Origin of the sequence: Arthrobacter sp. NPDC092385 (genome assembly GCF_044755105.1) — a bacterium.
Lineage (GTDB): Bacteria > Actinomycetota > Actinomycetes > Actinomycetales > Micrococcaceae > Arthrobacter_D.
In genome coordinates this window covers 539,164-550,971 of the sequence record NZ_JBIVQL010000001.1, presented here as the reverse complement: position 1 = coordinate 550,971, position 11,808 = coordinate 539,164, and the positions used below count along the sequence as shown (strand labels likewise).

15 protein-coding genes are annotated in these 11,808 nt (G+C 71.6%); 6 read left to right on the top strand and 9 right to left on the bottom strand.

What is annotated here, in order from left to right; all coding sequences use genetic code 11:
* Positions 1-10 precede the first annotated feature (10 nt).
* Both ACIQCY_RS02675 and ACIQCY_RS02670 read right to left on the bottom strand, forming a co-directional pair.
* The gene (locus ACIQCY_RS02675; protein WP_400482335.1) at positions 11-814 is read right to left on the bottom strand and encodes a gamma-glutamyl-gamma-aminobutyrate hydrolase family protein; all 804 of its coding nucleotides are present in this window, start codon (positions 812-814) and stop codon (positions 11-13) included.
* A 38-nt stretch (positions 815-852) separates the two neighbouring features.
* Positions 853-1,980, bottom strand: a complete 1,128-nt coding sequence (locus ACIQCY_RS02670) for an o-succinylbenzoate synthase (protein ID WP_400482334.1) — start codon at positions 1,978-1,980, stop codon at positions 853-855.
* 84 nt (positions 1,981-2,064) lie between these two features.
* Here ACIQCY_RS02670 and ACIQCY_RS02665 point away from each other — a divergent pair, with 84 nt between their 5' ends.
* The 3 genes from ACIQCY_RS02665 to ACIQCY_RS02655 all read left to right on the top strand — a co-directional run bounded on the left by ACIQCY_RS02665 (position 2,065) and on the right by ACIQCY_RS02655 (position 4,839).
* Positions 2,065-2,982 (top strand): phosphatase PAP2 family protein, encoded by a 918-nt coding sequence (locus tag ACIQCY_RS02665; RefSeq protein WP_400482333.1) that lies wholly within the window; start codon positions 2,065-2,067, stop codon positions 2,980-2,982.
* A 105-nt stretch (positions 2,983-3,087) separates the two neighbouring features.
* Positions 3,088-4,236, top strand: a complete 1,149-nt coding sequence (locus ACIQCY_RS02660; protein ID WP_400482332.1) for a zinc-dependent alcohol dehydrogenase — start codon at positions 3,088-3,090, stop codon at positions 4,234-4,236.
* A gap of 9 nt (positions 4,237-4,245) precedes the next feature.
* A complete protein-coding gene (locus ACIQCY_RS02655; protein WP_400482331.1) occupies positions 4,246-4,839 on the top strand; it encodes a hypothetical protein in 594 nt (197 codons plus the stop codon).
* A gap of 123 nt (positions 4,840-4,962) precedes the next feature.
* On the opposite strand, the gene ACIQCY_RS02650 is transcribed toward ACIQCY_RS02655, so the two are convergent.
* The 7 genes from ACIQCY_RS02650 to ACIQCY_RS02620 form a co-directional block, all read right to left on the bottom strand.
* The gene (locus ACIQCY_RS02650; RefSeq protein WP_400482330.1) at positions 4,963-6,201 is read right to left on the bottom strand and encodes an MFS transporter; all 1,239 of its coding nucleotides are present in this window, start codon (positions 6,199-6,201) and stop codon (positions 4,963-4,965) included.
* A gap of 63 nt (positions 6,202-6,264) precedes the next feature.
* Positions 6,265-7,374 carry a spore photoproduct lyase family protein gene (locus ACIQCY_RS02645; protein ID WP_400482329.1) on the bottom strand — a complete coding sequence of 370 codons (1,110 nt, stop codon included), beginning with the start codon at positions 7,372-7,374 and terminating at the stop codon, positions 6,265-6,267.
* Between the two features lie 112 nt (positions 7,375-7,486).
* Positions 7,487-7,783 (bottom strand): hypothetical protein, encoded by a 297-nt coding sequence (locus ACIQCY_RS02640; protein ID WP_400482328.1) that lies wholly within the window; start codon positions 7,781-7,783, stop codon positions 7,487-7,489.
* A gap of 169 nt (positions 7,784-7,952) precedes the next feature.
* Complete coding sequence (crcB, locus tag ACIQCY_RS02635; RefSeq protein WP_400482327.1) at positions 7,953-8,333, bottom strand: fluoride efflux transporter CrcB; 381 nt, start codon at positions 8,331-8,333, stop codon at positions 7,953-7,955.
* Positions 8,330-8,818 carry a fluoride efflux transporter FluC gene (locus tag ACIQCY_RS02630; protein ID WP_400482326.1) on the bottom strand — a complete coding sequence of 163 codons (489 nt, stop codon included), beginning with the start codon at positions 8,816-8,818 and terminating at the stop codon, positions 8,330-8,332. Before ACIQCY_RS02630 ends, crcB begins: the two co-directional genes overlap by 4 nt.
* Complete coding sequence (locus tag ACIQCY_RS02625) at positions 8,811-9,557, bottom strand: dienelactone hydrolase family protein (protein WP_400482325.1); 747 nt, start codon at positions 9,555-9,557, stop codon at positions 8,811-8,813. The genes ACIQCY_RS02630 and ACIQCY_RS02625 overlap by 8 nt, the downstream gene beginning before the upstream one ends.
* Positions 9,558-9,602: 45 nt before the next feature.
* Positions 9,603-9,767, bottom strand: a complete 165-nt coding sequence (locus tag ACIQCY_RS02620) for a hypothetical protein (protein ID WP_400482324.1) — start codon at positions 9,765-9,767, stop codon at positions 9,603-9,605.
* A 54-nt stretch (positions 9,768-9,821) separates the two neighbouring features.
* Here ACIQCY_RS02620 and ACIQCY_RS02615 point away from each other — a divergent pair, with 54 nt between their 5' ends.
* The 3 genes from ACIQCY_RS02615 to ACIQCY_RS02605 all read left to right on the top strand — a co-directional run bounded on the left by ACIQCY_RS02615 (position 9,822) and on the right by ACIQCY_RS02605 (position 11,797).
* Complete coding sequence (locus ACIQCY_RS02615; RefSeq protein ID WP_400482323.1) at positions 9,822-10,358, top strand: GNAT family N-acetyltransferase; 537 nt, start codon at positions 9,822-9,824, stop codon at positions 10,356-10,358.
* An 89-nt stretch (positions 10,359-10,447) separates the two neighbouring features.
* Positions 10,448-10,720, top strand: a complete 273-nt coding sequence (locus ACIQCY_RS02610) for a hypothetical protein (protein WP_400482322.1) — start codon at positions 10,448-10,450, stop codon at positions 10,718-10,720.
* Between the two features lie 69 nt (positions 10,721-10,789).
* Positions 10,790-11,797 (top strand): NAD-dependent epimerase/dehydratase family protein, encoded by a 1,008-nt coding sequence (locus ACIQCY_RS02605; protein ID WP_400482321.1) that lies wholly within the window; start codon positions 10,790-10,792, stop codon positions 11,795-11,797.
* Positions 11,798-11,808 lie beyond the last annotated feature (11 nt).

Genomic DNA, 11,808 nt, shown 5'->3' with positions numbered 1-11,808 from the left:
GGGCGGCTGCTCAGCCGGCCGGCAGGCCCATCTCCTGGAAGGCTCCGTCCAGGTGCAGCGGGAGTGTCCGGCCCAGCTGCCGTTCCCGGGCTGCCTGCACGAAGGCGTCGAACAGCGCGGTTTCGGTGGGGCTCTGTTCGGGGTGCCACTGGACGCCGATGCAGAAGCGGTTCTGCGGCAGTTCGATCGCCTCGACGATGCCGTCGTCGCTCCACGCCGAGGCCTGCAGCCCGAGCCCCAGCCTGTCCACGGCCTGATGGTGGGAGACGGGCACGGCGTCGAGGTGGGTCGCACCCATCAGCTGCGCCACCCGGGACCCGGGCCGGAGCTCCACCGGGATCGGGTTGAACCGGTGCTCGCCGAGCTGGTAGACCGTCGTGCCGCCGAGATCGGGCAGGTGCTGGTGCAACGATCCGCCGAGCGCCACGTTCAGCATCTGCTCACCGCGGCAGATGCCGAGCAGGGGCAGGTCCGTCCGGACTGCCTCGCGGACCACGGCGTGGTCCCACGCGTCCCTCAGCCGGTGCGGTTCGTCCGTCTCCCCGTGGGGCTCTGCGCCGTACCGCGCAGGGTCGACATCCCACCCGCCGACGACGATCACGCCGTCGAGCCGCGGCAGCAACTGCTCGACCACTCCACCGTCGGTCCCCTGCGGCGGGAGCAGCACCGGGATGGCACCGGCGGCGAGGACGGGCGCGAGGTAGTTCTGGGGCAGGAACGCCGCCTCGATGGTGCCGCATCCCTCCGTTCCGGCGGGATCGAGGTAGGACGTCAGCCCGACGACGGGGCGCGGCAGGGAATCCGAAGATGTCAAGGTTCTGTTCCTCTCACAAAGACCGTTGACAATTAAATCTAGCCCGCGAGCGTTGAGCCCGTATTTCCTTCATGTGATGTTTCCGTGTCGTTTTCCCGGGCCGGCCGCCCGAGCCTCCGGGGCTCCTGGCGGAGGGAGTCGCGCTGCGCTCCGGAGAGGACGCCGTAGGTCCGTGCCAGGCGTTGCAGCCACCACGCCCTCCGCTCGGGCGCGGCGGCGAAACGGTCCAGCTTGTCCTCGGAGACCTCCACGTCCCGCACCGCGATCGCGCCGGCACGCGGCACCAGCGAGGCATCGGTGACGTCACCGGCCATGAGGGAGACCGTCGCGAGCCCGCAGGCGTAGGGCAGGTCCGGCAGGGCCGCGGCGAGGGCCAGCCCGGCACGGATGCCGACGGAGGTGTCCAGGGCGGAGCTGACGACGGCGGGGAGGCCGGCGCTGCCGATGATGTCCAGCGCCCGCCGCACGCCCCCGAGCGGAGGAGCCTTGATGACGAGGACGTCCGCGGCATCCTCCCGGGCGACCCTCAACGGATCCTCCTGGCGCCGCACGCTCTCGTCCGCGGCTACGAGGACGTCCGACCCGCGACGGCGCAGTTCGAGCCGCACGGTGCGCAGCCCGGGGATGTCCGCCACCGGCTGCTCCACGTACTGCAGGCCGAAGCGCTCAAGAGCGTCGAGGGCGTCGAGGGCCTGGTCGATGCCCCATCCGCCGTTGGCGTCGACCTTGATCCCGGCGTCGGGCAGGAGGCGCCGCACCTCGGCGACCCGCGCGACGTCGTCGGCCAGTTCCTGCCCCTTCTCGGCGACCTTCACCTTGACCGCGCCCACGGCTCCGAAGCGCGCCAGCACGCCCTCCACCGCTCCGGGTCCGACGGCGGGGACCGTCGCGTTCACGGGGACGGACGCGCGGACCGGGGCGGGGAAGCCGTACCAGGCCGCCTCGACGGCGGATGCGAGCCATGGCGCCGACTCGGCGTCGTCGTACTCGAGGAACGGGCAGAACTCGCCCCAGCCGGCCGGGCCCCGGACCAGCAGGGCCTCCCGTTCGAGGACGCCGCGGAACTTCACGCGCATGGGCACCGAGACCACGCGTGCCGACGCGGCCAGCTCCCCGAGGGAGGGCAGTGGCAGCGGATCCGGCGGGGTCGGCGGTCGAGTGTGCACGACCTCAGGCTACGGGAGCAGGAGGGCCGGCCGGGTGCCGCGGCCGGCTACGGGACTCCGCGGATGGTGTGGAACGATGAGGGCGTGACGTCGCAGCGAACCTCCACCGGACCGGCGCGGGCAGCACGCTCGCCGCTGCTGTTCGTGCTGGCCGCCGTGGCCTGCGCGACGGCCCTCGGCTGGACCTACTGGGCGTTCGTGAGGACCACCACGGGCCAGTTCGCCGACGAATCGGCCTGGCGCGAGGCCGGCGTGGCAGCACCGGACACGCAAATGCCGTTCCTGCGCTTCCTCGACACGCTGCCCACCATCTCGGTGATCGTCGCGGCCGCGGCCATCCTCTTCGTCGCCGTCCGGCGCCGGAGGTACGCCGCGGCGGTGATCGCGGTCGCCGTGATCGCCGCGTCCAACCTCACCACGCAGCTCCTCAAGAATATCGTGTTCGACCGACCGGACCGCGGTGTCGCGACGCTCGACTTCAATTCATTACCGTCCGGGCATACGACGCTCGCGGCGTCCGCTGCTGCCGCCGTCTTCGTGATCGTGACGCCGCGATGGCGACCCTTCGCCGCCGCGGCGGGCGGTGCGTACTCCGTCCTCGCAGGAGCCGCGACGTTCATCAACCTGTGGCACCGACCGGCGGACGTCGTCGCGGCCCTCCTGGTCGTGGGGACGTGGACGCTGATCGGCGGGTTCATCATCATGCGGACCGGCGACCAGTGGAACAACTGGCGGGGCTTCGGGGCCCACTGGGCCTCCTCGCGCGGATGGCTGGTGCTGTGCTGGGTGCTGGGACTCGGCAGCCTGGCCCTGTCCGGCGTGCTCTACGCCTCCGTGCAGGCCCTCGGCCCGGCTCCGGAGCCGGGATCCGCGAACGTGCCGCTGTTCTTCTGGTGGGGCCTGGCGTGGGTCGTCGGAGTCGGATTCACCCTCGCGGCGGCCGCAGGCTGGCTCTTCGCGGCGCAGGCCCGCCGTACGGCGGACCACGCGCACCGGCCGTAACACCCCGTGCGCTCCTCTGCACGCCCTTTCCCCGCACCACCCGGCCGTTGATGTGCCGGTCCGACGGTGCGACGCTGGCCGGACCAGCGACGAAAGAGGCAGCCGATGAGAGCCATGGTGTACCGCGGGCCCTACAAGATCCGGGTCGAGGAAAAGCCGATGCCGAAGATCGAGCATCCGAACGACGCCATCATCCGGGTGACGACCGCCGCGATCTGTGGCTCCGACCTGCACCTGTACCACGGGATGATGCCGGACACCCGGGTGGGGCACACGTTCGGCCACGAGTTCATCGGCGTCGTCGAGGAGGTGGGATCCTCCGTCCGGAACCTCCAGCGGGGCGACCGCGTCATGGTGCCCTTCAACGTCTACTGCGGATCCTGCTACTACTGCGCCCGCGGACTGTACTCCAACTGCCACAACGTCAACCCGAACGCGACGGCGGTCGGCGGCATCTACGGCTACTCCCACACCACCGGCGGGTACGACGGCGGCCAGGCAGAGTTCGTGCGCGTGCCCTTCGCCGACGTCGGGCCCACGATCATCCCCGAGTGGATGGACAGCGAGGACGCCGTGCTGCTCACCGACGCCCTGGCCACGGGCTACTTCGGCGCGCAGCTCGGCGACATCGTCGAGGGCGACACCGTGGTGGTCTTCGGGGCGGGGCCGGTGGGCCTCTATGCGGCGAAGTCGGCCTGGCTGATGGGCGCCGGGAGGGTGATCGTCATCGACCACCTCGAGTACCGGCTCGAGAAGGCACGCGTGTTCGCCCACGCCGAGACCTTCAACTTCGCGGAGTACGACGACATCGTGGTCGAGATGAAGCGGACCACGGACTACCTCGGAGCCGACGTCGTGATCGACGCGGTCGGGGCGGAGGCGGACGGCAATTTCCTCCAGCACGTGACGGGAACGAAGTTGAAGCTGCAGGGGGGTTCTCCCATCGCCCTCAACTGGGCCATCGATTCCGCGCGCAAGGGCGGCACGGTATCCGTGGTCGGTGCCTACGGGCCCATTTTCAATGCCGTGAAGTTCGGGGATGCGCTCAACAAGGGACTGACGCTGCGGATGAACCAGACGCCGGTGAAGCGGCAGTGGCCCCGCCTGTTCGAACACATCCGCAACGGCTACCTCAAGCCCAATGACATCGTGACCCACCGGATACCCCTCGAGGACATCGCCGAGGGGTACCACCTGTTCTCGGCGAAGCTCGACAACTGCATCAAGCCGCTGATCATCGCGAACCCCAGCTAGGAGACCTCCATGTCGTCATCCATGCCGCCGACGCCATATGTCGCGAACAAGCCCAAGGACATCCCGACCGCCGAAGCCCTCCGCGCCCGGATCCCGGGGTGGGGCGTCGACCTCGACCCGAAGGACCGCCCCTCCTTCCCGCGGGAGGTCTTCGACCCGGGGAGTACGGGGGCGCACTGGGAGTACCCCGAGGAGCAGCAGGGCAGGGAGGGCCGAGAGCGGTCCATCGAGCACGGGCAGCTGACCCCGGTCTTCGGCACGAGCGCGCCGCTGCACGGCGTCTCCGGGAGCATCCGCCGGTATGCCTACCGCTACGGGGAGGGCCGCGCGGCGCACTGGCTCATCCTGATCTTCGCCGACCGCGTGGACGCCTGGGGTGGGCACCTGGGCTCGTTCGCGTCCCTCCGGCCGGACAATCCGATCACCGAGACGGGCGTGCTGTCCGAAGGGCGCAGGCACGGCATCGCGTCCCGGCTGGGCAGGAGGCGCGTCGACGTGAACCACCAGTGGCTGGACCCGATCATCGTCGGCGGACCGTGGGTGGCGGCGACCGCGGGGGCGGCGCTGGCGGCACGTGCCATCGCCCGCCGCGGACGGCGCTGAGGACCGGTCCGACGTCGTCCTGCCGCTGCGCCGGGCGGCGCTGAAGACCGGTCCGACGTCGTCCTGCCGCTGCGCCGGGCGGCGCTGAGGGGGCCGAAGCCGGCTCACGCGAGGTCCTACGCGTCAGCCGCGCGGCGCAGCCGGCTGCGCGGACCCCGGTGCGGCACGCGGAATCCAGTACCAGAGGACGGCTGCGCCGAGGAACCCGAGGACCGCCGTCGCCCAGATGCCGACGGACAGCGTGGCCAGGGCCGTCACGAGTGAGAGCAGCGCCGGCCCGCCCATGTTCCCGGCGTCGGTGAGCAGGCGCCAGATCCCGAGGAACTGGGGCCTGCCGGGCGACGGCGACAGGTCGGCCCCGAGCGTCATCACGATCCCCGACCCGATGCCGTTGCCGAAGCCGATGAGCAGGGCGACCAGGAGCAGGCCCGTCGCGTCCCCGGCGAGGGGCAGGAGGGCGAGGGCTGTGCCCATGATCAGCATGCACGGCACGGCGATCCAGCGCCGGCCCCTGGAGTCCATGACCTTCCCTGCCGGGTAGAAGATCAGCATGTCGATGGCCCCGGACAGGCCGTAGATCAGGGCGGTAGCGGAGGCGTCCAGCCCGATGCTCTCGGCCCACAGGGGCAGCACGGCCTGGCGCGTGGCGCGCACCGCGGCGATCAGCAGCACGCCGATGCCGACGGTGACGAAGACGCGGGTATGGCTGCGCAGGACCGAGCGCACCGTCGGCGCCGGTGGTGGGGCCAGTGCGGCCCCGAGGGGCGACGTCGCCCCGGGCCCGCCCCGGCCGGAGGCCTCGAGCTCAGGAACGCGCCAGCTGAGGGCCGCCGCGGCCAGGCTCGCGATGCCGCCGACCCAGTACGCGCCGTCGAGGCCCAGCCCGCTCATGGCGAGGGCAGCTGCGAAGGGGCCTGCGAAGACACCGATCCTCGTGACGCCGCCGAGCGTGGACAGCGCCCGGGCGCGGAAGTACGGCGGTACCGCCTCGGTGAGGTAGCTCTGCCGGGCCAGCCCGAACACGGCGCCCGCCATACCGACCATGAAGACGGCGGCGGCGAAGACCGGGAGGGTCGGGGCCGCCAGTGCCAGGAACATCGCCGCTGCACACCAGACCGCTGCCCCCACGAGGGCCTTCCGCTCGCCGAAGCGCGTGGCGATCAGGGTGGCCGGGACGTTGGTGACCAGCGATCCGATCCCGGACAGCGTGATCACCAGGGCCGCTGTCGCTACGTCAGCGCCGAGGTCCCTGGCGGTGAGGGCGATGACGGGCAGGATGGCGCCGGTGGCCACCCCGTACAGCAACGACGGGCCGTAGGCTCCGACGGCGATCGCACGGAGGTCGAAAGTTTCCCTGGGCACTCTTCCACCCTAGTCCGCGGCGGTGTGCCCCGGCGGAGTGCTGCGCTGGAGCGGGTGGGCGGATCAGGTCCAGTAGAGAAGCCGGGCGGCCGGCAGCCGCCGCTCGAGCTCCTCCATGAACCACTCGCGCATCTCCGTCATGGTCTGCTTCGGGTACACGTACTTGACGCCGCCGAACTTCGACCGCTTCTGGCTCCGCGAGTCCTCGTCCATCTCGAGCCTGGTCCTGGGATACCAGCCCAGCAGCACCTCCTTGCTCGCAGGGGTGAAGCGGTGCGTGATGATCTCGGCCGTGAGGTCGAGGTTCTCGATCCCGGCGACGGCCGCGGCGATGTCGTCCAGCAGCGCGCCGTACTGCTCCCGCCAGCCGGGTACGGGCATGATGGGGGCGATCGTCAGACCCACCCGGTAGCCGGCCGTCGCCGACGCGCGGAGAGCGGCGAGCCGTGCGGGCATCCGCGCCGTGCCGCCTTCGAAGCGGTTGGCCACCTCCGCCGCATTGACCGAGAACCGGATCCGCGTCCTGCCGCGGTGATCGAGGGTCACCAGCTCGCCGACGTCGTCGAACTTGGTGGTGAACCGTAACTGCACATCGCTGCCGAACTCGCCCGCCCCGACGCGGGAGATGGCGGCGGCGAGCGAACCGGTCACGCTCTCGATCCCGAGCGGGTCGGTGTAGCAGGACAACTCGAACGTCGTACCCTCGTTCCCGCGCTCGACGGTCCCGCGGGTGACCGAGCCTCGGCCGGCGTGCGTTCGTATGCCGTCGAGCACATCGTCGATATTGGCGTAGGCACGCGTCACGGGCGGTCCCTGGAGGGAGCCGGCGAGGTAGCAGTACTGGCAATGGGCGGGGCAGCCCTTGGCGAGGTCGATCCGCCAGTCGGCGCTCGGCGGGATCGGCTGCGGCGTGAGGGCGCTCGGAGGGGCGACGACCACCGCGAGCGTGTTCTTCGCGGACGCGTAGGTCTCGCGCTCGGTGGCCCCGCGGAGGCCCGTGAGTGCGTTGCCGGACAGGACGCGGATGTCGTCGACGCCGGCACGCTCGCAGCGCCTGATGATCTCTGCCGTGTGCGGCAGTTCGGCTGCGGCTCGCGTGATCATCACGTGTCGGGGGATCCACAGTCGCGTGGGAGTGGGGGTGGTCAGGTCCAGGTCCTGGAGGGTTGTCATCACTTGGGTACAACAACCCCGACGGCGGCTCTGTTCCGCCGGTTCCCGGTCCCAGCGGGCCTTCCGGCCGGTCGGTCATGCCGCCGCGTAGGGCGAGGACCGGCACGAAGAGCTACTCCCCGCCGCCGTCTCCTCCGCCGCTGCCGGAGTCGAAGTACCCCGACGGATCGGCCTGCTGCCCACCGTCCGCAACTCCCGCGAACGTCTGTCCTGAATCGCCCGCGCGCAGCGAGGCGATCGTCGTGTCGTCCGGTGCATCGCGGTCGTGCTCCCAGGCCGCAACGCGGGCCGGGTCCAGGGGCACTCCCGGAGACGACCCGCCGGGCACATGGGCCACCCGGTCCGTGCCCGCTGCATCGTCCGCCACGAACAGCCGCAGCGGCACCTCGACGTCGTCGTCCATCGCCATGGATTCCTCCTACACCACACGGTCCGCCTGTGCGCCGTCCCTGGACTGATCGTCCCCCTTCCCCGGCCACTGTCAAGGGGCGGGGTGCGCAGGGCCGGGGCCGCAGCCGGACGGGCTCGGGAACCGGCACCGCGCTGCGCCGTGGGGCAGGCTCCAGCACAGGGAGGGTCTAGGCCAGCAGCAGTCCGGCCGAGAGGCCGAGTCCCGCCGCGGCCAGCGACGCAACGGCTGTTCCCGCGCCGGACAGCAGCGCCGCCCGCACGCGGCCCGCCTGGAGCAGGCGTACGGTCTCGCTGCTCGCCGTGCTGAAGGTGGTGTAGCCACCGAGGAAACCCGTCCCGGCGAGCAGTGTCCACGTGGGTGGGAGGGCTGCGGCGAGGACGAACCCGGTCAGGAGCCCGAGCAGCAGGGATCCGCTGATGTTGATGGCCATCGTGCCCACCGGGACCTGCCCCGGGACGCGTGAGCGGATGACGCCGTCGAGCAGGAAGCGCACCACCGACCCGAGCCCTCCCGCGATCCCGAGCACCAGCACGGCGCCCACGCTCACGGCGCGGCTCCCGGCGCATCCGGCGGCGGGCGCCGGATGCGGCCTCCGACCATGATGCCCGCGGCTGTGGCGGCCAGCCCCGTCAGGACGGAGCCCGCGAGGTAGGCGACGCCTTCGGCCGCGCGTCCATCACCGAGGAGGAGCGCGGAGTCGACGGCGAGCGCGCTGTAGGTGGTGAAGCCGCCGAGGAACCCCGTGCCCAGGAAGAGGCGCAGGGCCCGACGTCGGCCCTCGTCCGGGCCCCGCCGCGCGAGCGCCTCGAGGAGCAGGCCGAGGGCGAAGGCGCCTGCGAGGTTGATTAGGAGGATTCCGAGCGGAAGGCCCGCGGGGGTCGGGAGCGCCTCCGCGAGGCCGAAGCGGGCCAGGGTCCCCGCCATGCCGCCCAGGAAGACGAGGCCGAGGTACGCGGGCCGGAGGTGCGGCGGCCGCCCATGGCGCGCAGCGGGCCCGTTCGGGGGACGCCGTGGGGTGCTCGGATCAGCCAACGTGCAGCGCGAGGAAGTCCAGGGTCAGCTTCCATGCGTCCTCGGCCGGGCCCGGCCGGTAGGCGAAGCGGTTCGAATCGTTGAAGAAGGCATGCCCTGCGTCCGGGTACACCGTGGCGGTGAAATCCGCGCCGGCAGCTGCCATCGCCGCTTCGAGTGCGGGAAGGCCCGTGATCAGGCCTTCGTCGTCCTGTCCGTAGAAGGCGAGGACGGGCGCGGTGATGCGGGCGAGTTCCTCGCGGCTGAAGTCGGCATGGCCGTAGAACGGGATGCAGGCCCGAAGGCGCGGCTCGTGCACGGCGAGGGAGAAGCTGTAGGACCCTCCGAAGCAGAACCCGGTGATGCCCACCCGTCCTGCGACCTCCGTGTCGTCGTGCAGGAACCTGAAGCAGGCCCGAACCCGCTCTGTGGTCAGGGCTGCGAACTCCGGGTCCTGCAGCGGCGCCAGGAGGGCCCGGAGCTTCGGCTGGGCCTCGTTGCGCGCTTCGGCATCCGGTCCCGCGAGGGCCTCCCCGATGCCGGCGGTGTTCTCCTCCGTGATGCCCTGGTCCGCGAGGAGGTCGGGCGCGACGACGACGTAGCCTTCGCGGGCGAAACGGTCTGCGACGTCACGGGTGTGGCCGACGAGCCCCCAGACCTCGTGGATGAGGACGAGCCCGCCCCTGACCGGCCCGGCGGGCCGCGCCACGTAGGCGGAGAGCGGGCCGACGTCGGTCGGGAGGTCCTGGAATGAGCTCATCCGCCTAGGCTTGCACGCTTGGTGACGCTGCGCCAACCGCCGGCCTCAGGCGAAGGCGGGACGCACGACCCGCAGCTCGTGCAGGGGCGGGGTGAAGCGGTCGTCCTCCTTCGTGGCACCGTACGCTGCTCGCCACGCACTGATCTGCGAACGGGCGAAGCCTGCGGCGTCGGTCGGAGTCGCCTCACGGATGGTGCACGTCCCGTCCACCGGTCCCCGTCCCTCCTCCGCCGCCGTCCCCGCCGCCTCGACTACAGTTGCCGGGTGTCCGCGCCCACCCTGCCATCCGGAGCCCGGCTGCGTCTGCTCGCAGCAGGGGATTCGGCCGCCCTCGCCCGGGCGTATCGGGACAATCGCGGGCACCTCGCGCCCTGGGAACCCCTGCGCGACGACGCGTTCTTCACTCCGGCGGGCCAGGCGGAGCAGGTGGCCCGCAGGCTGGAGGGCCTGGCATCGGGCACCGACGTGCCCTGGGTGCTGGAGCGTGAGGACGGGATCGTCGGCACGATCACGCTGACCGGGATCGTCCGCGGGCCCTTTCTCAGCGCGCATGTCGGGTACTGGGTGGACGGGCGCCTGCAGGGCCGGGGCGTCTGTTCGGCGGCACTCCATGCGGTGCTGGAGCACGCCCGGGACGAGCTCGGACTGCACCGCGTCCAGGCGTCCGTCCTGCCCGGCAACGCGGCTTCGAGGTCGGTCCTCCACCGCACAGGCTTCACCCTCATCGGCATGGCGCCGTCGTACCTGCGCATCGCCGGGGCCTGGCAGGACCACCTGCTCTACCAGCGCCTGCTGCACTGATCGCGGTACGGGGAGTACTATCGGTGCCACCACCCTCAGTCAACGACGACGGACGTGTGATGAACACCAGGCTCCTTGTTCCATTCGGCATGATCGGTATCTCCCTCGGGATCCTCGCGCTCTTCGCCGGGGCCCGCGATTACCCCCTCCTCCTGATAGCCGCCGGCGGCATCGTCCTCGCGCGGTCCTGCTTCCACACGGGCCGATACCCGCGGGCTTCGCATCCAGCCACCGACAGCGGACGGGCCGGTTTCTCGATGCCCCCGGTGGGCACCTGCCCTCCCGAGCGGTTGCGCGAGGCGCGCGACCTCGCTGCGCGCGTGGTCGAGTCGACGAACACGGCCCGGCGGGACCGGCCGTGACATGACCGCTGCCTGACGCGACGGGCTGCTCCCTTCCGCCATCCGCGCGCGTCCTGTTGAGTGGTCGGCATGAGACGAATCCTGGTCCTCGGCGGCACCGCGTGGCTCGGCCGTGAACTCGCCACCCAGCTCCTGGAGAGTGGCGACGACGTCACCTGCCTCGCGCGCGGCACCGCGGGCCCGCCTCCTCCCGGGGTCTCCTTCGTCACCGCGGACCGCGCCGAGCCGGGGGCCTATGACGCCGTCCGGGACACGGACTGGGACGAGGTCATCGAGGTCTCGTGGGATCTCGGGTACGTCACCGGGGCGCTCGATGCCCTCGGCGCACGGGCCGGGCACTGGACGTTTCTCTCCTGCTGCTCCGTGTACGCCTCGAACGCCGTACCAGGGGCGGACGAGTCGGCCGCGCTGGTAGAACCGGGCGACGACGCCGGTGAGGACTACGCAGCGGCCAAGGTGTCGTGTGAGCGGGCATCGACGGCGGTGCTCGGTGATCGCCTCCTCATCGTCCGGGCAGGCCTGATAGCCGGGCCGGGCGACGGCAGCGACCGCTTCGGCTACTGGGTGGCGCGCTGCGCGCTCGCCGGGGACGAGGACGTTCTCGCACCCACCCTCACGGACCGGTACGTGCAGGTGATCGACGTGCGCGACCTCGCGGCCTGGACCATCAGTGCCGGCCGGGCCGGCGTCACGGGGGCGATCGACGCCGTCGGGGACGTGCACACGTTCGAGGACGTGCTCGCCCAGGCGCGCTCGGTCGCCGGTCACACCGGAGCCGTCGTCGAGGCCGCACCGGGATGGCTGGTGGACCAGGGTGTCGCCTATTGGGCGGGCCCGCGCTCCCTGCCGCTCTGGCTTCCGGAGGACCTCGGCGGTTTCAGCCGGCGCAGCAACGCCGCGTTCCACGCTGCGGGTGGTGTGCTCCGGAGCATGCGTGACACCCTCGCCGACACGCTCGACGACGAACGCGCGCGCGGTCTCGAGCGCGGGCGCAGGTCCGGGTTGACCCGGGCGGAGGAACGCGAGCTCCTCACCATGCTCGACGACCGATCAGTGGATCACCAGCGCCGTCCCTGACGCGGGCGGGA

Coding starts and splice junctions, on each gene's coding strand:
- ACIQCY_RS02660 (WP_400482332.1), top strand. CDS start 3,088: ATGAGAGCCATGGTGTACCGCGGGCCCTACAAGATCCGGGTCGAGGAA.
- ACIQCY_RS02640 (WP_400482328.1), bottom strand. CDS start 7,783: ATGGCGATGGACGACGACGTCGAGGTGCCGCTGCGGCTGTTCGTGGCG.
- ACIQCY_RS02610 (WP_400482322.1), top strand. CDS start 10,448: ATGATCGGTATCTCCCTCGGGATCCTCGCGCTCTTCGCCGGGGCCCGC.
- ACIQCY_RS02645 (WP_400482329.1), bottom strand. CDS start 7,374: ATGACAACCCTCCAGGACCTGGACCTGACCACCCCCACTCCCACGCGA.
- ACIQCY_RS02605 (WP_400482321.1), top strand. CDS start 10,790: ATGAGACGAATCCTGGTCCTCGGCGGCACCGCGTGGCTCGGCCGTGAA.
- ACIQCY_RS02625 (WP_400482325.1), bottom strand. CDS start 9,557: ATGAGCTCATTCCAGGACCTCCCGACCGACGTCGGCCCGCTCTCCGCC.
- ACIQCY_RS02655 (WP_400482331.1), top strand. CDS start 4,246: ATGTCGTCATCCATGCCGCCGACGCCATATGTCGCGAACAAGCCCAAG.